Origin of the sequence: Sphingobium sp. AP49, from assembly GCF_000281715.2 — a bacterium.
Taxonomy (GTDB): Bacteria; Pseudomonadota; Alphaproteobacteria; order Sphingomonadales; family Sphingomonadaceae; genus Sphingobium.
The window spans coordinates 3161057-3181377 of record NZ_CP124576.1; the positions used below are offsets into that span (position 1 = coordinate 3161057).

General features: G+C 63.5%; 21 protein-coding genes and 1 pseudogene. 19 read left to right on the top strand and 3 right to left on the bottom strand.

From position 1 onward, the window contains the following. Nucleotide 1: 1 nt before the first annotated feature. The 19 genes and pseudogenes from PMI04_RS15085 to PMI04_RS15175 all read left to right on the top strand — a co-directional run bounded on the left by PMI04_RS15085 (nt 2) and on the right by PMI04_RS15175 (nt 15490). Nucleotides 2–304: a hypothetical protein gene (locus PMI04_RS15085; RefSeq protein WP_007713403.1), complete on the top strand. Its 303-nt coding sequence runs from the start codon at nt 2–4 to the stop codon at nt 302–304. A gap of 137 nt (nt 305–441) precedes the next feature. Continuing rightward, nucleotides 442–939, top strand: a complete 498-nt coding sequence (locus PMI04_RS15090; RefSeq protein ID WP_037487032.1) for a hypothetical protein — start codon at nt 442–444, stop codon at nt 937–939. Continuing rightward, the gene (locus PMI04_RS15095; RefSeq protein WP_007713407.1) at nt 923–1396 is read left to right on the top strand and encodes a hypothetical protein; all 474 of its coding nucleotides are present in this window, start codon (nt 923–925) and stop codon (nt 1394–1396) included. The genes PMI04_RS15090 and PMI04_RS15095 overlap by 17 nt, the downstream gene beginning before the upstream one ends. 2 nt (nt 1397–1398) lie before the next feature. Then, nucleotides 1399–1827 (top strand): hypothetical protein, encoded by a 429-nt coding sequence (locus PMI04_RS15100; RefSeq protein WP_157178182.1) that lies wholly within the window; start codon nt 1399–1401, stop codon nt 1825–1827. A gap of 23 nt (nt 1828–1850) precedes the next feature. After that, nucleotides 1851–2156, top strand: coding sequence for a hypothetical protein (locus PMI04_RS15105; RefSeq protein WP_007713411.1), 306 nt, complete (start codon nt 1851–1853; stop codon nt 2154–2156). 3 nt (nt 2157–2159) lie between these two features. Further along, nucleotides 2160–2597: a hypothetical protein gene (locus tag PMI04_RS15110; protein WP_007713413.1), complete on the top strand. Its 438-nt coding sequence runs from the start codon at nt 2160–2162 to the stop codon at nt 2595–2597. A gap of 58 nt (nt 2598–2655) precedes the next feature. Beyond that, the gene (locus tag PMI04_RS15115) at nt 2656–2889 is read left to right on the top strand and encodes a hypothetical protein (RefSeq protein ID WP_007713415.1); all 234 of its coding nucleotides are present in this window, start codon (nt 2656–2658) and stop codon (nt 2887–2889) included. Then, entirely contained in the window at nt 2879–3511 is a 633-nt protein-coding gene (locus PMI04_RS15120) for a glycosyl hydrolase 108 family protein (protein ID WP_007713418.1), read from the top strand. Before PMI04_RS15115 ends, PMI04_RS15120 begins: the two co-directional genes overlap by 11 nt. A 322-nt stretch (nt 3512–3833) precedes the next feature. Then, complete coding sequence (locus PMI04_RS15125) at nt 3834–4439, top strand: hypothetical protein (protein WP_052028102.1); 606 nt, start codon at nt 3834–3836, stop codon at nt 4437–4439. Nucleotides 4440–4634: 195 nt separating this feature from the next. Continuing rightward, nucleotides 4635–4958, top strand: coding sequence for a hypothetical protein (locus PMI04_RS15130; protein WP_037487043.1), 324 nt, complete (start codon nt 4635–4637; stop codon nt 4956–4958). Between the two features lie 905 nt (nt 4959–5863). After that, nucleotides 5864–6619: pseudogene (locus PMI04_RS15135) on the top strand (glycosyltransferase family 2 protein); the annotation flags it as partial. Next, nucleotides 6616–7728 (top strand): hypothetical protein, encoded by a 1113-nt coding sequence (locus PMI04_RS15140; protein WP_037487047.1) that lies wholly within the window; start codon nt 6616–6618, stop codon nt 7726–7728. The pseudogene PMI04_RS15135 and the gene PMI04_RS15140, both read left to right, overlap by 4 nt. Before the next feature lie 58 nt (nt 7729–7786). Next, on the top strand, nt 7787–8701 hold the full coding sequence (locus PMI04_RS15145; protein WP_007713428.1) for a sulfite exporter TauE/SafE family protein: 915 nt from the start codon (nt 7787–7789) through the stop codon (nt 8699–8701). Beyond that, nucleotides 8701–9456 carry a TIGR02186 family protein gene (locus PMI04_RS15150; RefSeq protein ID WP_007713430.1) on the top strand — a complete coding sequence of 252 codons (756 nt, stop codon included), beginning with the start codon at nt 8701–8703 and terminating at the stop codon, nt 9454–9456. Before PMI04_RS15145 ends, PMI04_RS15150 begins: the two co-directional genes overlap by 1 nt. A gap of 220 nt (nt 9457–9676) precedes the next feature. Continuing rightward, nucleotides 9677–10435 (top strand): AcvB/VirJ family lysyl-phosphatidylglycerol hydrolase, encoded by a 759-nt coding sequence (locus PMI04_RS15155; protein WP_007713432.1) that lies wholly within the window; start codon nt 9677–9679, stop codon nt 10433–10435. A 4-nt stretch (nt 10436–10439) separates the two neighbouring features. Next, nucleotides 10440–10847, top strand: coding sequence for a DUF2147 domain-containing protein (locus tag PMI04_RS15160; RefSeq protein ID WP_086014446.1), 408 nt, complete (start codon nt 10440–10442; stop codon nt 10845–10847). A 9-nt stretch (nt 10848–10856) separates the two neighbouring features. Further along, a complete protein-coding gene (mprF, locus tag PMI04_RS15165) occupies nt 10857–13400 on the top strand; it encodes a bifunctional lysylphosphatidylglycerol flippase/synthetase MprF (RefSeq protein ID WP_007713436.1) in 2544 nt (847 codons plus the stop codon). Nucleotides 13401–13439: 39 nt separating this feature from the next. Beyond that, nucleotides 13440–13832, top strand: a complete 393-nt coding sequence (locus PMI04_RS15170; RefSeq protein ID WP_007713438.1) for a VOC family protein — start codon at nt 13440–13442, stop codon at nt 13830–13832. 53 nt (nt 13833–13885) lie between these two features. Continuing rightward, nucleotides 13886–15490, top strand: coding sequence for a family 43 glycosylhydrolase (locus PMI04_RS15175; protein ID WP_007713442.1), 1605 nt, complete (start codon nt 13886–13888; stop codon nt 15488–15490). Between the two features lie 338 nt (nt 15491–15828). Here PMI04_RS15175 and PMI04_RS15180 read toward each other — a convergent pair whose 3' ends face one another. From PMI04_RS15180 to PMI04_RS15190, 3 genes are read right to left on the bottom strand one after another with little or no spacing between them, the layout of a single operon-like run. Next, a complete protein-coding gene (locus tag PMI04_RS15180; protein WP_007713445.1) occupies nt 15829–17322 on the bottom strand; it encodes a PepSY-associated TM helix domain-containing protein in 1494 nt (497 codons plus the stop codon). After that, nucleotides 17319–17882, bottom strand: a complete 564-nt coding sequence (locus PMI04_RS15185) for a hypothetical protein (protein WP_007713448.1) — start codon at nt 17880–17882, stop codon at nt 17319–17321. Before PMI04_RS15185 ends, PMI04_RS15180 begins: the two co-directional genes overlap by 4 nt. After that, nucleotides 17879–20164 (bottom strand): TonB-dependent receptor, encoded by a 2286-nt coding sequence (locus PMI04_RS15190; protein ID WP_007713452.1) that lies wholly within the window; start codon nt 20162–20164, stop codon nt 17879–17881. Before PMI04_RS15190 ends, PMI04_RS15185 begins: the two co-directional genes overlap by 4 nt. Nucleotides 20165–20321: the final 157 nt, after the last annotated feature.

Here is a 20321-nt window from a genome sequence, read left to right on the forward strand (position 1 = left end):
CATGGCGGTGAACGACTATGGCATCAGGCTTTGGGATGAGGCAGGCGCGCTCGTCTTCGACACCAGCGACTATAGCGGTCGCTATGTCGACAGCCTGACCTTCACCGGCCCGGCTCATGCGAACTACATCGTCTCGGGCAAGCCTGCCGAGAGCCAGCTTTGGATTAAGGTCGAGTTCTATAACGCCACGCCCGTCGAGCTTGCCCAGGCGGTGGTAGTCATCATTGCGCCGGCCACCATCAGCTATGATTTGACCCAGCTTCCGTCGGGCGTCGTCACTGTCATCCATTACGGGTGGCGCTGATGGCTTGGGGCGCAACGATTTGGCATCCAGACGGCCGGGTGCAGTTTGACAGCACATGGCCGTCCATGTGTCGCGTTCAGAAAGGGCGAGCGACCGCCAGTGCGACGATCAGCGTAACGGGGGGACGGAAGCCCATCGTGGCGATCAGGCCGATCAACTGCAACGCGGCAATTGAGAGCTGCACCAAGTCCGGCAATAACTACAGCTATAGCTTGTCGATCTATGCGATGGGTGCGGGCGGCTATGTCGACTGGTGGGTCTATGACACCCCGCCTGAAACAGCACCAACCAGCGGGTGGGCGCTCATATTCTGGAATGAGGCCGGGAAGGTCACATTCAATAGCCTGTACCCTCCGATGCGGCCGGTGCCTGAGGGGCCTCAACCGGCCGGCAGGGTCTATGCAATCGTTTCGGCCATCGGGCCGAAATGGGAAGAGCAGGTCATCACGATCGAAGACACCTTCGGCAACATCGTCGGCTTCAATTGGTCGACGAACATTGGCGGGTGGGAATTTAACGGATCGGACTTCTACACCGTCTCATATTCCACCCCGGCCCATTTCGGTGTCTCTTCCGATACTGGCTACGATCCAGGCTCAACAAGTCGGCTGTTGATCGATGTCACTGGGCACTGAGGCGCTTCTCATAGGCTCCTACGCCGCGCAGCTTCGCGGCGTGCTGCCGGCGTGGCGCAATGGCCACGTGGGCGATGCCGATTTCGTCTGCACCCGGCGAGCAGCAGCCTGGATCATGGGACTGTTCGGTACTGCGGTGGTCGAACATGCGCCCGGGCGGTGCTTCCGCATCGATCGCGCGGGCGGGCGACATATCGACATGGACCTGCGCGGCCATCTGCTGCCGAGCGTCATGGCGCATGCCGACGTCATGCAGGTCCTGCTTAACGGGTGGACGATCGAGTGCCTGGTCGCGCGGCCCGCGTTGATCCTGGCGTTGCGGGAGGCATCCCAGGACGTGGTTCCCAAAGCGGTGGGCAAAGCCCGCCTCGATATCGACGGTTACCGCCAAGCCGGGGTCTGGACGCCCCCCGCGCTTGCTCAGGCGGCCTTGGCGTTTCGCAAAGATGGAGAATGACTTTGATCCCCAAGCTTAAATTGACCCTGCTGAACGGCGCCCGCTTCGAGCTGCCGGCGGCGGCTATCACGATCGTCGAAGAGCGCAGCGGCGAAGAAAAGGGCTGCGCGATCGCCTATGACATCGACGGCGATCGTGGTGCCGAAACACTGGGCGACCAGTATGGCTATGTGAAAAAGCAAGCAATCGATGCGGGCGGCATCCAGAACCCGATCGAACTGACCGCTCTCAACAATGAAGGCGTCTCGCGCCTGGTTACCATTTCGCGAGACCGCATCCTGGCTCGCAAGGAAGTGCTCGACAGCCCGATCGGCGTGAAATCGATCCTGTCGATCGCCAACGGCCAGAACAGCTTCCGCATGACGGTAGCGGACACGCTCGACCAGATCGACGGGATCGAAAGCCCGGCGAAGCGGGCCGCCAAGGCCTAATCCAACCATCGGAGCATAAAGACATGACCGAAACCACCACCCCCACCCTGGCTGAGCTGATGGCCCAGCAGGCGCAGCTGGAGCGGCAGATTGCCGCCGCATCGCTGACCGGCGTCCAGGCTGCGCAGGCCGTCATGGACCGCACGTCGACCGGCAAGGTTGCCGACGATCTGGAGGCGCTGCTGACCGACATTCCGGCCGGCAGCCAGAGCTATCAGCAGTTGTTCAACGTCATCAACGTCGTGCGCAATGTGAAGTCGTGGCTGCCCCAGGAAGTCGCCCGCCTCCAGGCGCTCGCCGCTGAGCCGCAGACGCAGGAAGCTGCCTGACGCATGTCCGATCCGGGCGCGGCCGCCGGCGAGGCAGGGGGAATTTTCGCCGGGGCTGTGGCCCTGCTCTATGCCATCGGCAAGGGCATGGCCTGGCTACTCAATTGGAAGGATGCGCGGGCGCAGTCCCGCGCGGCAAAATTACAGGTCTGGCACGATGAGCTGGCCAAAAAGGAAAAAGATCAGGACGAGCGCGACCGACAGTATCGGCAGCATATCGAAACACAGCTGCGCCGATTGGCCCTAGAAAACCGCGTATTGCGCCGGGCATTTGAATTGGTGGCTGAGCCGCTTCGTCGGCTGGAACCGGACAATCCTAAACTGGCGCAGGCGCAATCGATGCTCGACCGGGCATTCCCGCTCGATCCGGGGTTGCCGATCGACATGGGGGCGCTCCTATCGATGATCGATGAGCCGGGCGGCGAAGCCGAACTGGTCTGATCCTTCGTACAAGCAAGCTGACAGGGCGCCTCGGGCGCCCTTTTTCATGGAGCATGGAATGCAGAAAATCACCCAATGGCGCCGGGTCTGGCGCTGGTGGAGTGTGCGCCTGAGCGCGCTCGCTACCATGGTCTGGGCCTATCTTCTGGCGTCGCCGGATTTGCTCTGGATCGTACTCAACAGTCTGCCGCCCGAATTGCGCGACGTGGTTCCGCCGATCGCACCCATCGCCGTGTTTCTGGCGGTGACGATCGCGCGTAACCTTCAGCAGGTTCATGACGATGGCAAATAGAAAGATCGTCTTTGGCGGCGCCGGCACCGCCCTGGGCGCTGCGGTCGCTATCATCCTCGCGGGCGTCTATCATGATGAGGGCGGCTATGTGAACCGCAAGGATGATCCTGGCGGCGAAACCATGCGGGGAGTGACCAAGGGCGTCGCGCGTGAAGAGGGGTACAAGGGCGCAATGATAGCCTTCCCCAAGCAATGCGACGACCAGACGCCGGTCTGTTCGGACAAGGTCTATTTCGAGCGGTTCATGCAGCGGCCGGGATACCTGCCGATCATCGCCGCGTCGCCGGCAGTGGGTGAAGAACTGGTCAATTCTGCGGTGAACTTCGGCCCAGCGCGTCCTTCGGCCTGGTTGCAGCAATCGGTGAATGCGCTCTGCCCAGCGGCCCGGTTGAAGGTGGACGCGCGGGTGGGCGCTGGCACACAGCAGGCATTCGCTTCTTGCCGGCAGAGCCTTGGCAAGGTCAGCTTCTGCCTGCGGATGCTCGACCAGATGGATGGGCGCCAAAAGGCAGAATATGACCGGCTTGTCCGCGTCAACCCGCGCCTGAATGTGTTCTATCGCGGCTGGGTCAATAAGCGGATCGGCAATGTCGATCGCGCCAAGTGCCAGGCTGAACGCTAGTGTAGGGCTTCGTCACCTGATCAATTGTGCAGGCGAGGCGGCTGCATTCGCACCGCATTTACCACATGTGTAGGTGGCTGCCTCCCCCGCTCCTTCAGATGCGGAGAAATCCCCATCAATGAAGATGTCGGTGTAGTCGATATTCCAGTTATTATATGCAGGATTTTCCGTTTCCTGCTACGATGCGCGACCTTCGTTTCCGCACTCGCAATTCAAGCTCCGCCCTACACGTTCCATCTTCGCCATCGCAATCTCCTGTTGAAGCTTTCTAGATATTTCTTCGATATTAAGGCCCGGTTTACGAGCGCGAACGAGAGGACTTATGGACGCAGCGAGCATCACGATGACTGCCTTGGCGACTACGATCGGGACCGTCTTAGTGACTGGTTTCAGCCATAGGTTAGCTGTCAAGCGCGGATGGCGCGATGATGAGCGACGGCACGCCCGATATCTTGCGATCCGACTGGTGTGTATTCTTGACGAATTTGTGAATGGGTGCCTTGAGGTCGCCTATGATAGCGGGGAGTACGATAGCCAGGGCTATAGTCAGGCGACTGTATCAAGCCCCTCCATTGCGATGCCGGACGACGTTGAATGTAAGTCCATCGATAGCGCCCTGATGTACCAAGCCTTGTCACTTCCTAATCAAGTGGCAAGCGCAGATCGTTCGATCGCCTTTTATGGCGGCTTCGTTGCCACGCCACCCGATTTTTCTGAGTATTTTGAGAAGAGACGAGAATGCTATTGTAAGCTAGGCCTGTCGGCGATCGACTTATCAGATAAACTGCGCGTGGAATTTTCTATACCAAACTACGAGGCAGTTAATTCCGACTGGCACCCAAGCGAAGATTTCGAAAATGTATTGGCTAAGCTGGCGGCGCTTAACGCCGCGCACGCGATTGATCCCGCTGAACTAATTCCGACATGATTTCGCCATTCAGGCGACAGCAGATGCCCTATCGAAGTGACGCTAACGGCCAATGAGTTTGAGGAGGCCTCAGGGAATGAATCGCCTGGGCGTTGGCGAAAACCCGACGGTCGGCCACCGACCAATCGTCGCCGTGCGGGCCACGATCAAACTTTCCCGATTGCGGACATTGCACAATCGGATCACTATTGTGGAATGAGCCGTGCAGACTTTTTACGCACCCAAACGCCGCATTTAGTCGCTGAGGTTCGGATGTTCGCCACAGCTGATGGCGGCAGGAAAGGCCCGGCATATCCGGGCTGGGGGTGCCCCTGCATGCTATCGAAGGCAGAGCCGCTAATCGGCTATGACGCTTTGCCTTTTTTGGACGATGGCAACCTCCTGCCGGGTGAGACCCGCCGTTTAGGCTTCTATTTTCTTTCCTACGAAGAGGCGGTGCCGCTGATGCGAAACGCCGGCCACTTCTACCTTTGGGAGGGTGGTTTTATAGGCGAGGCCACGGTGATCGACGGCAGCTAACCCTATGGGGGCACCCAAAACCGGCCTGTCGCGTAACCACCCTTTTCCGCCGTTCGCGCGGGTCGCGGTGGAGTGACGCTAACGGCCAATGAGCTGATGTGGCCTCAGGGAATGAATCGCCTGGGCGTTGGCGAAAACCGGACGGTCGGCCACCGACCAATTTTCGTCATTCCGTTGGATGATCCGCGTCCCTAAAACCGGCCATTCATTCAGATGGCATGTAGAAGGCTGAATGACGAAATCTGGTGGTGAGCGGACGTTGAGTAATGCCGTACGGCATGCGACCTTAAGCGGATGAATGACACCCCCACAATCGCTGCGGCACGACGCTTTCTGCACTTGGTTCTGGAAGGGGCGCCGCCGGCTGATGAAGTCTTGGCGCGAGCGTTGGATGAGCTTGCGCTCGCTTACCATGACACTCCTGACGGGGAGCCACATGGCGACGAGAGCGAGCCGCCGAAGACAGACTATGAGAGGACAAGGAGCCGCCTATGCGCAAGATTTCCACAGTATAGTCACTATCCAGTCACTTGGCCCTCTAGCGATCTAGACGAAATGCCGGTGCTGGGGGACGCCATTGACGACCTCGCTGATATTTGCGGCGACCTTCAAAAAGCAATATGGCATTTCGAGGCTCAGGGCCCGGATGATGCTCACTGGCATTTCAAGTTTGACTACCAAATCCACTGGGGCAGACACCTCCGGCAGGTGGCTTATTACCTCTATGAGAAAATTCGTCGCGAGATGTCAGAGAGTTGGTAGCGTCCGCTCTTGGAGCGATTGTTGACGAATGATTTTATACCGCGCAGCGTCAGCTATCGCTGGTCAACTCTCCGAAACCGGCCAGTCCGCGATCCACCCTTTTCCGCCGTTCGCGCGGGTCGCGGTGGAGTGACGCTAACGGCCAATGAGCTGAAAGTCACGGCAAGTTCCTGACTGTACGGGAATTGCTGGGTGCATCCATTCCATCGGCGGGCGTGGCCTGCGCCTTTGAACGCAATGCGCTCGCTCGACTGGCACATGACCCACGATCCGGCCCGTTCGATCCTGGATCGCTGACCGAGGATTATGAGGCAGGCCTGCGAATCGCAGCGATGGGCGGACGCGGCATTTTCGTACGCATGCGCGACGCCGACGGAAAGCTCGTCGCCACGCGCGAATATTTCCCAAATGAAATTGGTGCAGCAATCCGGCAGAAGGCCCGCTGGATCATCGGTATCTCGCTGGCCGGCTGGGATCGCATGGGCTGGCAGGGCGGTCCGGCAGAATGGTGGATGCGTATCCGCGACCGGCGCGCCGCACCCGCCGCCCTGGTGCTGGTCGCAGCCTATGTTGCGCTGTTGCTGTGGAGCGTCATCACCCTCATCCGTCCGTTTCTTGACCACCCGGAAATGCGCCCGCCCTCACCCATCATCGAGGCGTTGCTGATGCTCAACCTCCTACTCATGAGTTGGCGCGCGCTGATGCGGGTCATCTTTACGGGCTACAGCTATGGCTGGCGCCAGGGCCTGGGGGCGCTGCCGCGCATGTTGGTCGCCAATGCTGTGGCGATTCTTGCCGCCCGCCGCGCGGTCATCCTCTATATCCGTTCGCTCCTGGGCCACCCCCTGACATGGGACAAGACCCAGCACCAGTTTCCAGAATCACAGGCCGTCTCATGAACCGGACGGCGGGCGGAAAGCCCCTGCGCTTCTTCGCCTTCCTCATGACGGGCTGGGTCGCCGCACGCCTTGCCAGCCCCGACCTCCTCCTGACATCCTTCATCCCTTCAAACTCCCCTGTTCCGGTCGCGCCCTATCCAGCAGCCCCAGCTTCGAGGCTCCTGGCCTCTGCCCCACTCTCGCCGATGCCTGCCGCGAATGCGGCCCCCTTGCCCATCAACTGGCCCGTTGCGGATCGATCGCTGGCTAAGTCGTCAACGGCGTCTTCTCGCTCAACGCTTCCCTTCCACCAGGCCGACAAGGCGAGCATGAAGGTACCGGGTGAGGATGAAAATGGTGTTGCGCTCGATCTGATGAACTTCATCCGGTTTACGGTGGGCTTTGCCAATCGCCATTATGCGAGCATGGACGGCCCCATCACGGCAACGCCTCTCGCTTCACCCCTGATCCAGACAGCTATAATATCTGCCGATCGCTGGCATGGCAGCGCGTGGCTGCTCTGGCGTCCAGGTGCAACAACGCCGGCAGACCTCGCATCTGTGGGAAGGCTCGGCGGATCGCAGGCGGGGAGTCGGCTGGATTACGACCTGACACCCAAGGCTAGCAGCCGTGTTGCAGCTTATGGCCGCATCACTGCCGCGCTTGAACGTCCTGCTGCCCCCGAAGCCGCGATCGGCCTGTCGCTTCAGCCCGCCCGTGCCATCCCCGTCAGCGTTGCGGTTGAACGACGGATCGCGATCGGCAATGGCGCACGCAACGCAGGTGCGGTGATAATAGCGGGCGGCTTCGCCCCCCGGCACGTCGCTGGCACGCTGGAGGCCAGCGGCTATGCCCAGACCGGGATGGTCGGATTTCACGCGCGTGACCTGTTCGTGGACGGCAAATTCTCCTTGCTCGCCCCCATCAAGCGCGCGCCGTTGCGCATCGGTGCAAGCATATCTGGCGGCGCCCAACCCACAGTTGAGCGCCTTGATATCGGCCCAGAGGTCCAGCTTCGCTTGCCTTTACCTCGGATCGCCGCGCGCCTGGGTATCGAATGGCGCGAACGGATCGCCGGACAAGCGGCTCCCGCCTCTGGCATCGCAATCACCCTGGCGGCGGATTTTTAAGGGAAAAGGACATCACGCGGCTTCCGCTCGCGATCTTTTGCCACTAACCCCGAACGGCATGGATCTGTACCTGCCCATCGCCAATCTGTCGGTGAACGCCCTGGTCATCATCGGGCTGGGCGGCGTCGTGGGTCTGTTGTCGGGCATGTTCGGCGTCGGCGGCGGGTTCCTGACGACACCGCTGCTGATCTTCTATGGCATTCCTCCCACCGTCGCAGCAGCCTCCGCTGCGTCTCAGGTGACCGGCGCCAGCGTGTCGGGCGTGGTCACCCACATGTCGCGGGGTACAGTGGATTTCCGCATGGGCGGGGTGTTGATCGCAGGCGGCATTGTCGGCGCCGGGTTGGGCGTCCTGATCTTCCGCCTGCTCCAGGCGATCGGCCAGATCGATACCGTCATCGGTATCCTCTATGTCCTGATGCTTGGCGGTATCGGATTGCTGATGGCCAAGGAATCGATCCAGGCGCTGATTGCCTTGAAGACCGGCAAGCGGATGCAGGCCCGCAAGCGCCGCCATCATCCCCTGGTCGCGGCCTTGCCGATGCGCTGGCGCTTCTATCGATCGGGCCTTTACATCTCTCCGCTGGCGCCATTGTTGCTTGGCATGGCGACTGGCATTCTCACCATGTTGCTGGGTGTTGGCGGCGGCTTCATCCTCGTTCCCGCCATGCTTTATCTGCTGGGCATGAACACGCAGTCGGTGGTCGGCACATCTCTGTTCCAGATATTGTTCGTCACCATGGCGACCACGATGATGCACGCGATGACGACCAAGGCGGTAGACCTGGTGCTGGCGCTGCTGCTGCTGATCGGATCGGTCACCGGCGCACAGGTCGGAACCCGCCTGTCAATGACGATCCGTCCGGAATATCTGCGCATCCTGCTCGCCGCAATCGTGCTGATGGTCGCCGCGCGCATGGCATTGGGACTGGGATGGCGACCCGACGAAATCTTCACGATCGAGATCCAGTGATGGCGCGCACACTCGTCCTGCCGGCCCTGCTGCTGATGCTGACTGCCGCCGACGAACCGCAACTCGTGCCGGATGTGTCGCAGCGCGAGGTCGAAATCCAGTATAGCTTCACCGGCGCAGACCTGCTGCTGTTCGGCGCGATCGTCTATCCCGACGGCACGCGCCCAGACAAACCGGCCGACATCGTCGTGGTGCTCAAGGGTCCCGAACAGTCGATCGCCATGCGCGAAAAGCAGAAGGTCGCCGGTATCTGGGTCAATGCCGATCGTGCCCGCTTTCGTTCTGCCCCCAGCTTCTATGCCATGGCATCGTCGCGCCCTATCGACCGGATCGTCGATGAACGCACGGCCGCCATCTATGAACTGGGCGTCGACAAGCTCCAGCTTTCACCTTCCTCACTCAACGACAGCGCCGAACTCGACCGGTTCCAGGCCGGGCTCGTCGACCTGCGTGAGCGCAACGGCCTGTTTGTCGAGCGTCCCGGCACGGTCGAGATTACCGACGGCGTACTGTATCGCGTCCGCCTGCCACTTTCAGCGCGCGTGATTGTAGGCGACTATACCGCCGAAACCTTTCTGGTGCAGGATGGCCGGGTTGTCGCTGCGGCCGTCCGCGATATCCATGTCCGGAAATCGGGCTTCGAGCGCTTCATGGCGGTCGCGGCCGAACATTGGTCCTTTCTCTATGGCCTGACCGCGATCGCGCTGGCGGTTGGCATGGGCTGGGCCGCCGGCGCGATCGCCCGCCGTATCTGATCGCCGCCTCTCCAAAAGTTCATCTTCCCGCCACGCTGCGGTTGCATCGACGGGCGCATATCCAGCCCTGCCACTGCCCCCTTGGTGGCACGAACCGGCCAGCATGGACCTGCTGGCCAAAGACGGTCGGGATGCGTGGGTCTTTCCCGACCGTTCAGCCCGGCACGGCGGCCTCCTCCCGTCGTGCCGGGCGTCCGGTCCGCGTTTGAGGAGAAGGACGATGAGGAGCCGCAGTCACGCTATCTTCCGTCGCGCTATCTTCCGGCATAGCCTGCCGATCCTGATCATTCTCTTCGCCGCCTTCCTGCTGTTCCTGCAATGGCTGGGCTATCTGGGTGGAGATCCCTTTTCCAGCTACCGTCCCACCATCTATCAGCCGGGTCGGGGCACGCCCGTCGCCATCATCCTGTCAGGTGACATGGGCATGAATATCGGCATGGGGCCGGGCATCGCCGCACGACTGGCGCGTGATGGCATCCCCGTCATCGGGGTCAATTCGCTCACCTATTTTCGCAACACGAGAACCCCGGCCGATGCAACCGCCCTGATCGAACAGGCCATGGCACGTGCCCATGCAATCGATCCTGCCGCCCGCATCCTGTTGATCGGCCAGTCCTTCGGTTCCGACATGGCCCATGTGGGCCTGGCAGGGCTGCCCGCCCCCCTGCGCCGCGACCTGGCGATGGTCGCACTCGTCGTACCGGGAGCGACCGTCGAATATCGTGCCTCGCCCGGGGAGATATTCACCTTCCTGATGGCGGACGCGGATGCGCTGCCGACTGCGCGTCAACTGGATTGGGTGCCGCTGCTCTGCGTCCATGGGCGCGAAGAACCCGCCAGCCTCTGCCCCCTGCTGCACCAGGCCAATCTGCGCAGCGTCGCCCTGCCCGGGGGACACCCGTTGCACCATGATGTAAACGCCCTCTATCATGTGCTGCGCGCCGCCTTCGTGCAGCAGAGATTGCTTCGGATAGCCTGATATGATGCGCAGCCTCCGCCCCCTTCTCGTTGCCTTATGCCTGCTCAACTGCGCGTCCGCCAACGCGGCCGATCCGGTCATGGGCTCCTGGATCAACCCGCGCGGCAGCGTCACTGTCACCACCGGGGCCTGCCAGGACAAGCTGTGCGGTTGGGTCAGCCACGCCAACGCCGAAGCACTGGCCGACGCGAGCGACGCCGGCATCCCGCATCTGGTCGGTACCACCCTGCTGCAGGATTATCGCCCGAAGGGACCGGGCCATTGGGCCGGCCGCGTCTATGTGCCCGACATGGGCAGGACCTTCTATTCGACGATCGACCAGCAAGGTCCGAACCAGCTCAAGATTTCCGGCTGCATCCTGGGCGGCCTCTTCTGCCGCAGCCAGTTGTGGCACCGGGTCACGACGGGGTAAAAGCAAGCCATGGGGGTCATGACATTCCTGCGCCAGTACCGCACCGGGCTCTCGGTCGGGTTGGTCGTGCTGCTGGCCGCACTCGGCTTCGTCGCGCTCTATCACCTGCTGCATGACGTCCATATGCGCGACATCCGCGCCGCCTTCCACGCGATCGGCCCGGCCGCCTTCATCCCCGCGCTGCTGCTGACGGCGATCAGCTATGTCACGCTGACCTTTTATGACGTGCTTGCGCTGCGTACCATCGGCCGCAAACTGCCCTATGAAACGGCGGCCCTCGCCTCCTTCACCAGCTACACGCTCAGCCATAATCTGGGCCTGTCGCTGCTGACCGGCGGATCGGCGCGCTATCGTATCTACAGTGCGGCAGGATTGGGCGTCGCGGATGTGGCGCGGGTCGTCGCGATCGCCGGCGCGACCTTCTGGGGCGGGGTTCTGGCGCTTGCCGCCGCCATGCTGGTCTGGCGCCCCGAGATACTGACCCTGGGCGGTGTCACTGTGTCGGCGTCGACACTGCGGCTCGCCGGCTGCGCCATCCTTGCCGCGATCGCCGGGCTGATGATCTATGCCGGCCGCCGTGGGCGGATGCTGAAGCTTGGCCGCATGACCCTGCCGCTGCCGTCGGCCGGCCGCATGGCAAGCCAGATCGGCATCGGCGTCATCGACCTGGCCGCCGCCAGCGCGGCGCTGTTCGTCCTGGTGCCCGGCATCGGCCTGCATGCCTGGCCCGCCTTTTTCCTGGGCTATGCCCTCGCCATCGTCGCCGTGCTGCTGACCCACGTGCCCGGCGGCGTCGGCGTGTTCGAACTGGTGATGCTCGCCGCCCTGCCCGGCGTGGACCGGCCGCAACTGGTCGCCGCGCTGCTCGCCTATCGGCTGGTCTATTATATCCTGCCGCTGGTGATCGCGGTCGGCATCATCGTCGCACAGGAAGGCTGGCGCTGGCGCCAGCCGCTGCGTCGCACCCTGCGCGGGCTGCAGGCGGTCACCACCGGCCTTGCGCCCATCATGACCGCCGCATTGGTCTTCCTGGGCGGCGCGGTGCTGCTGGTGTCCGGTTCGCTGCCCGCCATCCCGCATCGCGTCGCCACGCTCAGCAGCGTCGTCCCCCTGCCTTTCCTCGAAGCATCGCACATGGCCGGCAGCCTGGTCGGCGCGGCGCTGCTGATCCTCTCGGCCGGCCTTTATCGCCGGCTCGATGGCGCCTTCTGGCTGACCCGCATCCTGCTGCTGGCGGGCGCAATCTTCTCGCTGCTCAAGGGACTGGATTATGAGGAAGCGGCGGCGATGCTGCTGATCGCTGCCCTGCTGCAATGGGCGCGCCCCGCTTTCTATCGCCGTACCCAGTTGATCGCCGACGCCTTCACTCCCGGCTGGCTGGCCACGGTGGCGATGGTCCTCGCGCTCTCGGTCTGGATCGGCTTCTTCGCCTATAAGCATGTCGAATATCAGAACGACCTCTGGTGGCATTTCGCGGCCCGCGCCGACGCCTCTCGCTTCCTGCGCGCCAGCCTCGCCGTGGCGGTACTGCTGGTCACGCTGGCGCTCTGGCGCCTGTTCCGCCCGGCGGCGCCCATGCCGTTCACCGCCAGCAGCGCCGCCACCGCACCCGAGGCGGCCTTCGCCCTCGCCGAACGGACCGACGTCAACCTTGCCCATATCGGCGACAAGCGCTTCCTGGCGTCGGACAGCGGCCAATGCTTCCTGATGTACCAGATCCGCGGGCATAGCTGGATCGTGATGGGCGATCCGGTCGGCGCCCGGAGCGAATGGGCCGACCTGCTCTGGCGGCTGCGCGAACAGGCCGATGCCGCGCAGGGGCGGCTGCTGCTGTACCAGATCAGCCAGGACATGCTGCCGCTGGCGATCGAACTGGGGCTGCAGATCGTCAAATATGGCGAAGAGGCGCATGTCGACCTGGCCGGCTTCACGCTGGACGGGCCGGATGCCAAGCCGCTGCGCTATGCCGAGCGCCGCGCCGCGCGCGAGGGGGGCAGTTTCGAGATCATCACCGCCGCCGCGCTCGACACCGAGATGGACCGGCTGACGGAGATTTCCGCCCATTGGCTGCGGGCCAAGGGGCATAAGGAAAAATGCTTCAGCGTCGGCCGGTTCGATCGCGCTTATATGGCACGGTTCGACTGTGCCGTGGTCCGGCGCGAGGGGCGGATCGTCGCCTTCGCCAATATCTGGGCGGCGGCCGACCGGTCCGAACTGTCGGTCGACCTGATGCGCCATGACGAGGACGCCCCTTATGGCACGATGGACTTCCTCTTCATTCACCTGATGCTGTGGGGCCGGGAACAGGGCTATCGCTGGTTCAACCTGGGTCTTGCGCCCCTGTCCGGGCTGGAGGCGCGCCGGCTGGCGCCGCTCTGGTCGAAGCTGGGCGCTCTGCTCTACCAGCATGGCAATGCGCTCTACGGCTTTGAAGGGCTGCGCGCCTATAAGGACAAGTTCGGCCCGCAATGGGAACCGCGCTATGTCGCCGGGCCGCAGGGCCTGTCCTTCGGCCGGGCATTGCTCGACCTTCAGGCACTGATCGCCGGATAGCCATTGCGCGCCAGGCGCATCCCGCGATAGCGCATCCCGATGCATGCCATCCACCATATCGCCATCATCGGGTCCGACTATGCCCGCTCCCGCCATTTCTATGTCGACCTGCTCGGCTTTGCCGTGCTGAACGAGGTCTATCGCGCCGAACGGGATAGCTGGAAATGCGACTTGGCCGTCGGCGGCGCGCAGATCGAACTCTTCTCCTTTCCCAATCCCCCGCCGCGCCCGTCCCGCCCCGAAGCCTGCGGCCTGCGCCACCTTGCCTTTGCCGTCAGCGACCTTGATGCGGAGGTCGCGCGGCTTGAAAGCCATGGGGTGGTGTGCGAGCCGGTACGGGTCGACGAATATACCGACCGGCGCTTCACCTTCTTCGCCGACCCGGACGGTCTGCCGCTCGAGCTTTATGAAGATCAGGTCCGCGCCATTTGACAGCATCAGGCCATGCCCCTTAGGTAACCGGTATCAATAACCGGGAGAGGGTCATGGCAGTCAGCCGACGGGACGCATTGCTGGCGACGGCTTCGGCTGCGCTGGCGAGTGGTTTGAGCGAGGCGCGGGCAGCGCCCCCCGCCCCTCCGGCTCCCCCCGTGCCCGCCCCCGACTGGCGGCGCGGTTTCGACAATCAGCGCATCGCCGATCTGGGCGACGGCCGCTTCCTCAATCCGCTGATCGCGGGCGACCATCCCGATCCGACCATCCTGAAGGATGGCGCGGACTATTACATGACCTTCTCGACCTTCGATTCCTATCCCGGCCTCATTATCTGGCATTCGCGCGACCTGGTGAATTGGCGGCCGATCGGCCCGGCGCTCAGCAAGAATATCGGATCGGTCTGGGCGCCCGAACTGTGCAAGCACAAGGGCCGCTATTATCTCTACATCCCGGTCAAGGCGTCGCCCAACACCAGCTATGTGATCTGGGCCGACCGGATCCAGGGGCCGTGGAGCGACCCGATCGACCTCAATCTGCCCAATCATATCGACCCCGGCCATGCCGTGGGCGAGGATGGATCGCGTTGGCTGTTCCTGTCGGGCGGCGACCGGGTGCGCCTGACCGACGACGGCCTTGCCACCGTCGGTTCGCCCGAACATGTCTATGATCCCTGGCATTATCCCGACGACTGGGATGTCGAGGGTTTCTCGCCCGAAGGCCCCAAGATCCTGCGGCATAAGGACTGGTTCTATCTGGTGACCGCCGTCGGCGGTACGGCGGGGCCGCCGACCGGCCATATGGTGATCGTCGCCCGGTCGCGGTCGATCCATGGCCCTTGGGAAAATTGCCCGGCCAACCCGATCGTGCGTACCGTCGATCGCGCCGAAAAATGGTGGTCGCGCGGCCATGCCACTTTGGTCGAGGGACCGGACGGCAGTTGGTGGTCGGTGTATCATGGCTATGAAAATGGCTATTGGACATTGGGGCGGCAGACGCTGCTCGACCCGGTCGAATGGACGGCGGATGGCTGGTTCCGCATGGTCGGCGGCGACCTGTCGCAGCCGATCGCCAAGCCCAAGGGCGGAAAGGCAGAACCGCATGGCCAGCCGCTGTCGGACGATTTCAGCGCATTGCACCTCGGTTCGCGCTGGAATTTCTTCAAGCCTTCGCCGCAGGAGGCGCAGCGGGCGCGGGTCGAGGGCGGATCGCTGGTCCTGAAGGCTAGCGGCACCGCGCCGTCCAGTTCGTCGCCTTTGCTGCTGGTGGCGGGCGATCAGGCCTATCAGTTTGAATGCACGATCGAGATCGCGCCGGGCGGCGTCGCGGGGCTGCTGCTCTTCTATGACGAGCAGCTTTATTGCGGGCTGGGCTTCGACCAGGAGCGGTTCGTCACCCATCAATATGGCATAGAACGCGGCCGCCCCGCCAATCCCCATGGCCGGCGGATGCGGATGCGCGTCACCAACGACCGGCACATCATCCGCTTTCACATCAGCGGCGATGACGGCAAGAGCTGGAAACGGTTCGACCGGGGCATGGAAGTGTCGGGCTATCACCATAATGTGCGCGGCGGCTTCCTGATGCTGCGCCCCGGCCTCTATTCCGCCGGTGCCGGTGAAGCGCGCTTCACCGACTTCCGGTTTCGCGCGCTTTAGGCCGATTGCGGCCGACACGCGACGCGACAGTCGAAGTTCACAGTGTCGTGCGGGCTATTTCGGGCCAATGCGCCGGTAACGCGCCTGCGACGCGCCACCCACGCGCCTGTAACGCGACAGTGGCCGGGAAAACGGGTCACGCCCGCGCGCCTTCGACGCGACACTGAAGCGACAGGGACGCGACAGCCACGCGACAGGTGGGCGGTATGGGAAAGAGATAGGGCGGCGCTTGCATCCCCAAGGGTAGATCAGAGAAGGGCCGAGTAGGACAGCGAGGCGGACGTCGCGAAAGTCCACCCTGCCGCGCCTAGCGCGCTATTCGCGCAAGTCTCGCTCCCCTATACCTTGGCCGGAACGCGGCTCCGAAGCAGGGCGAGCAGCAGGGCGATGCCGCCGGTCAGCAGCAGCAGGTCGACCAGCAGCCCCTGCCCGCCCGCCAGCAACGGTGCGCCGTGGAGCAGCGCGACGATCAGCAGGCCGGCCACCAGCACCCATTGCAGCGCGCGCGACAGACGTGGACCGGGGAGCGCCTTGGCCATGCCGGCGGCCAGCACCGACAGGATGGTGAGGCCCAGCCAGACCAGCGGTAGCGGCGTTTGCGGCAGGACAAAGGCCAGCGCGGCGGTCAGGACGAGGATGACTGGCTGGCCCCAGCAGATCGCGGCCCAGATCCGTTCCCATTGCGGCGCGGGCCGGCCACGATCGCGACGGCGCGCCAGCCAGATGGTCACCCCGCTCGACGTGACGATGCAGAGCGCAATGCCGAGCAGGCCATAGGCGATCCGCACCGGCATGCCACCGAACCAGCCGAAATGCAGTTGGCCGATACCGCTGAGCATCCGGGTGCCGGCCGCCAGATCCTGCGGCCGTTCCTGATGGATCAGTTGCCCGCGCGCATCATATTGCACTTCATCCTGCTGGGTCAGCCATTGCGGCCGGCCGCTATGGATCGAGATGCGCATATCCGCGCGACCGGGTCGTTCGACCATGATGTTGTCCGGCGCGGCGACCGGCGCCCGAGCGCGGGCATCGGCGATCAGCTTCGCAATATCGGGAATGGGCATGGCGCGCGTATCGACCTTGGGCGGCGGATCGAGGAAGAGTTCATAGACCTTCCCCATGTCGCCGCGATAGAGCAGCATCGCCAGCATCGCGACGATAATGGTGCTGAGCCCCAGCAGCGCGCCGGTCAACGCCAGGGTGAAGTGAAAGGGCAAGGCCCAGATGCCGAGGCGATTGTGCAGGTCCGCCTCCTGCAGGCGGCGCGAACCACCCAGCCGCAGGTGGAAGGCATCGCGCAGCACGCGCGGATGCGCCAATATGCCCGACACCAGGGAGGACAGCAGCGCCACCCCGGTCAGCCCGACGATGAACTGTCCCCAACTGCGCGGCAGATGCAGGTTGATATGGAGGTGGATCAGGAATTCGGTCCAGACCGCTTCGAGATCGGACAGCGCACCATCGGCTGCCACGCCCCATTTATGCTCATAGGTCGCGCTGAAGGCGGTCAGGCTGGCACCATCCTGGCTGGCCGTGGGCAGCGACAGATAGAGGGTGGTGTCGGCCGGCGCGCGCTGCGCCGCTTCGGCGATAGCGCGGGCGGCCGACGCATCCGACAGGCTGGTCACCACCGGCATTGCCGGCACTTCCCACCGCTCCAGATCGGGCGCGAACACCGCGACCGTGCCGGTGAGGCAGACAATGTAGATGATCGCGGCAAAGGCGAGGCCCAGCACCGAATGGCTGCTGAGCACCGATCGCACCGTTTCGGGCGACAGCGGCCAGCGCCATTTCTTCGCCCGGCTGTTATTCTGGACGCTCTGGTCGTTCATGCGGCCCCTCCCAAGGCGGCGAGGCCGAAGCCGACGATGCTGGTGCCGACCAGCACGGCCGTGGCGCGCAGCAGGCGGCGATCCGCCAGCGTCCATGTCATCGCCAGCCCCCACAGGATCGGCAACAGCATGCCGCCCAGCACGATGCGAGTGCGCGGATCGCCGGGCATGTAGACGGTCAGGCAGAAAGCGACGCCCATCGCCGCCGTCATGCCGAGCGGCCCGGCGAGCAGCGCGCGCAATACGCCGCGCCAGAAGCGACCGGGTTCCTCCAGCGGTTCGGGCGCGACATCGCCGGCGCGCACCCGCCCTGCCTTGCGTCGCACGCGGCCGAACCAGATCAGCGCCAGCGCGCCGATCGCTTCCATCACCAGCCCGAGCGCCAGCCCCTTGACCGGCCCCACCAGCAGGAAGGCGGCGACCAGCAGGCCGACCAGCACCGTCCAGCCGGCAAGCAGCAGCGCCGGCACGGAGCGATCACGCCGCAGCCAGGACCGGCGCAGCAGGGCCGCCCCCAGCGCCCCGCCGGCGATCAGCAGGAGGCTGGCGAGCGGGATCACAAATGGATGCTCGCGCCAACGCCGACGGTCTGGGGCTCGCCCAGGATCGCCTGATGGATCGCCGCATATTGATATTGCATATATTCCTCGTTGAGGATGTTGCGGGCGAAGACGAACAGCGACCAATGATCGGTTTCATAGCCGATCCGGCCATTGACCACGGTGCGGCCGCCGACCTTATACTGATCCTGATCCTGGCCGACGCCAGTGAAAACCGACGTCCGGTAATTGGCGTTGAGGTTCGCGGTGAAGCCGGGGCCGAACCGTGCATTGATGCCGCCCGCCAGCGTCCAGCGCGGCGCATAGGGGAATTGCGTGTCGGTGAGGTCGACGGTGCTGGTCGCGCCGGTGGGCAGGTCGAAATCGTCGAACTTGGTGCGGACATGGCCGACCGAGGCATAGAGATCGATGCCGCGCGCGACATTGGCGTTGGCCTCCACCTCGAAGCCGTAGAGATGCGATCCGGCCGCGTTCACCGTGTTATAATCATAGGCATTTTGCCCGAAATAGGCGGTAACCTGCTGGTCCTTCCACTTCATGTAGAAGAGGTTGGCGTTGAGCATCAGATGCCCGTCGAGCCATTTCGACCGCAGCGAGCCTTCATAGTTCCAGCTATATTCCGGGTCATAGGGGACCAGTTCGGCGCGCGCCGGATTCTGGCTCGACCCGCCCGATCGATAGGCGCGCTGGACGGTGAAAGCGGTGGTCAGGTCCGGCGTCCAGTCCATGCTGATCCCGGCCTTGGGCAGGAAGGCATTGAAGGTCCGGCTGTTGCTCGCCAGCGGCGAGGAGGCGTCGGACACCAGCCCCAGCACGCCCTGGTTGATGAGCGTGATGATCGGCGCATAGGCGGCGCCCAGGAAATTGGCATTGGGCAGCGTGCCGTTGAAGGTGGCGACCGTTTCCGCCGCATAGCGGTTGCGCTCATGATCGAAGCGGAAGCCGCCGATCAGGGTCAGCCGATCGGTCAGCTTGAAGCGCGCATCACCGAACAGCGCCATCGTCTCCACCTTTTCCGGCTGGTCGGCGGAATAGGCCACCGGGATCACCGGCAATTGGGTCGCATAGGCGGTGCTGAGGAAGCTGGCCTGCGCGGCGGTCGCACCATTGGCGCGCAACAGGGCGGCGATGGTCGCGGTCGGCGTCGCGATGTTGACGCGGCTGTTCTGATCGATGCTGCCGGTGCGGCGATAATACCAGGCGCCCAGCAACCCGCTCAGCCGTTCGCTGTCATAGTTGAGGCGGAATTCCTGGGTCAACGTCTTGTAATCATAGCGATTATCGATCGCCTGGATATCCTGCGGCGTGCCGTCGGTATCGATCTGCGAATGGACCTTCGACTTGTTCCAGGAGGTGACGCTGGACAGCTTCAGATGGTCGGCGAGCGGGTAGCTGATGTTGAACACCGCGATGTCGCTGTCGATCTTGCCCCGGCTCGGCTGATCGCCGGTCGAGATGCGGTGGTTGAAATAATTGGGCACATCGGTGCGGGCATATTCGTAGAGATAGCCGCCGTCGCGCCGCACCCGGTTGTAGCTGGCAACCGCCTCCAGCCCCGGGATCGCCTGGGGCGTCCATTTGATCTTGCCGCGCAGGTTCAGCGATTTGAGTTCATCGTCATATTCGTCGCGGGTGACGTTGTAGATGAGGCCGCGATCGTTGCGGCGCTCGGCCGACAGGCGGATGCCCAGTTCGTCCTGGATGATCGGGCCGCCCACCGCAGCGGAAAAGGTGCGGTCGTCATATTCGGTCCACAGCACGCGCGCGTCGCCGCCCCAGGCGGTCAGCGAGGGATCCTTGCTGGTGATGACGATGCCGCCGGCCAGCGCATTGAGCCCTTGGATGGTCGATTGCGGCCCGCGCAGCACTTCGACCTGCTGCACGTCCCACATGTCGGTCGGGCCGCCATAAAGCGCCCATTTCGGGATCGGTGCGCCATCGACATAGACGCTGGCCGCGTCCGCCTGGCCCCCGGCGCCGACGCCGCTATTGCTGATGCCGCGGATGGTGAAGCCGGACGAGCCGTAGGTTTCCGACAGGTTGGCGGTACGGTTATAGACGTCCTGGATGGTGATCAGCACCTCGCGCTCGATCTTCTCGGGCGTCACGACGGCGATGCTGGTCGGCGTCTGCTGCAGGGTGCGGGCGCTCTTTTCCCCGGTGACGATGATGTCGGCCGGCGCACCGCCCTCGCGCTCCCGTTCAGGCGCTTCCTGTGCCAGCGCCGGGCCAGCGATCGCAACCAGCGCCACGCCAGCGAGCCACATCGACAGTCGGTTCATGAAATTCCCCCAAATCTTATACAAGCGGCTCCATATTTAATTCAGCTAACGCGAGTCAATGTCATTATCATGGAAGGTTTGACATTCGCTTCGGACAAAAAAGGGCCGGCCGCCTCGTGCAGAAGGCGACCGGCCCTTGTGGCGCGACCCAGGGAGG

Coding starts and splice junctions, on each gene's coding strand:
- PMI04_RS15170 (WP_007713438.1), top strand. CDS start 13,440: ATGCATGCCATCCACCATATCGCCATCATCGGGTCCGACTATGCCCGC.
- PMI04_RS15130 (WP_037487043.1), top strand. CDS start 4,635: ATGAGCCGTGCAGACTTTTTACGCACCCAAACGCCGCATTTAGTCGCT.
- PMI04_RS15110 (WP_007713413.1), top strand. CDS start 2,160: ATGTCCGATCCGGGCGCGGCCGCCGGCGAGGCAGGGGGAATTTTCGCC.
- PMI04_RS15125 (WP_052028102.1), top strand. CDS start 3,834: ATGGACGCAGCGAGCATCACGATGACTGCCTTGGCGACTACGATCGGG.
- PMI04_RS15160 (WP_086014446.1), top strand. CDS start 10,440: ATGCGCAGCCTCCGCCCCCTTCTCGTTGCCTTATGCCTGCTCAACTGC.
- PMI04_RS15140 (WP_037487047.1), top strand. CDS start 6,616: ATGAACCGGACGGCGGGCGGAAAGCCCCTGCGCTTCTTCGCCTTCCTC.
- PMI04_RS15155 (WP_007713432.1), top strand. CDS start 9,677: ATGAGGAGCCGCAGTCACGCTATCTTCCGTCGCGCTATCTTCCGGCAT.
- PMI04_RS15115 (WP_007713415.1), top strand. CDS start 2,656: ATGCAGAAAATCACCCAATGGCGCCGGGTCTGGCGCTGGTGGAGTGTG.
- PMI04_RS15180 (WP_007713445.1), bottom strand. CDS start 17,322: ATGAACGACCAGAGCGTCCAGAATAACAGCCGGGCGAAGAAATGGCGC.
- PMI04_RS15175 (WP_007713442.1), top strand. CDS start 13,886: ATGGCAGTCAGCCGACGGGACGCATTGCTGGCGACGGCTTCGGCTGCG.
- PMI04_RS15085 (WP_007713403.1), top strand. CDS start 2: ATGGCGGTGAACGACTATGGCATCAGGCTTTGGGATGAGGCAGGCGCG.
- PMI04_RS15105 (WP_007713411.1), top strand. CDS start 1,851: ATGACCGAAACCACCACCCCCACCCTGGCTGAGCTGATGGCCCAGCAG.
- PMI04_RS15150 (WP_007713430.1), top strand. CDS start 8,701: ATGGCGCGCACACTCGTCCTGCCGGCCCTGCTGCTGATGCTGACTGCC.
- PMI04_RS15095 (WP_007713407.1), top strand. CDS start 923: ATGTCACTGGGCACTGAGGCGCTTCTCATAGGCTCCTACGCCGCGCAG.
- PMI04_RS15120 (WP_007713418.1), top strand. CDS start 2,879: ATGGCAAATAGAAAGATCGTCTTTGGCGGCGCCGGCACCGCCCTGGGC.
- PMI04_RS15145 (WP_007713428.1), top strand. CDS start 7,787: ATGGATCTGTACCTGCCCATCGCCAATCTGTCGGTGAACGCCCTGGTC.
- mprF (WP_007713436.1), top strand. CDS start 10,857: ATGGGGGTCATGACATTCCTGCGCCAGTACCGCACCGGGCTCTCGGTC.
- PMI04_RS15190 (WP_007713452.1), bottom strand. CDS start 20,164: ATGAACCGACTGTCGATGTGGCTCGCTGGCGTGGCGCTGGTTGCGATC.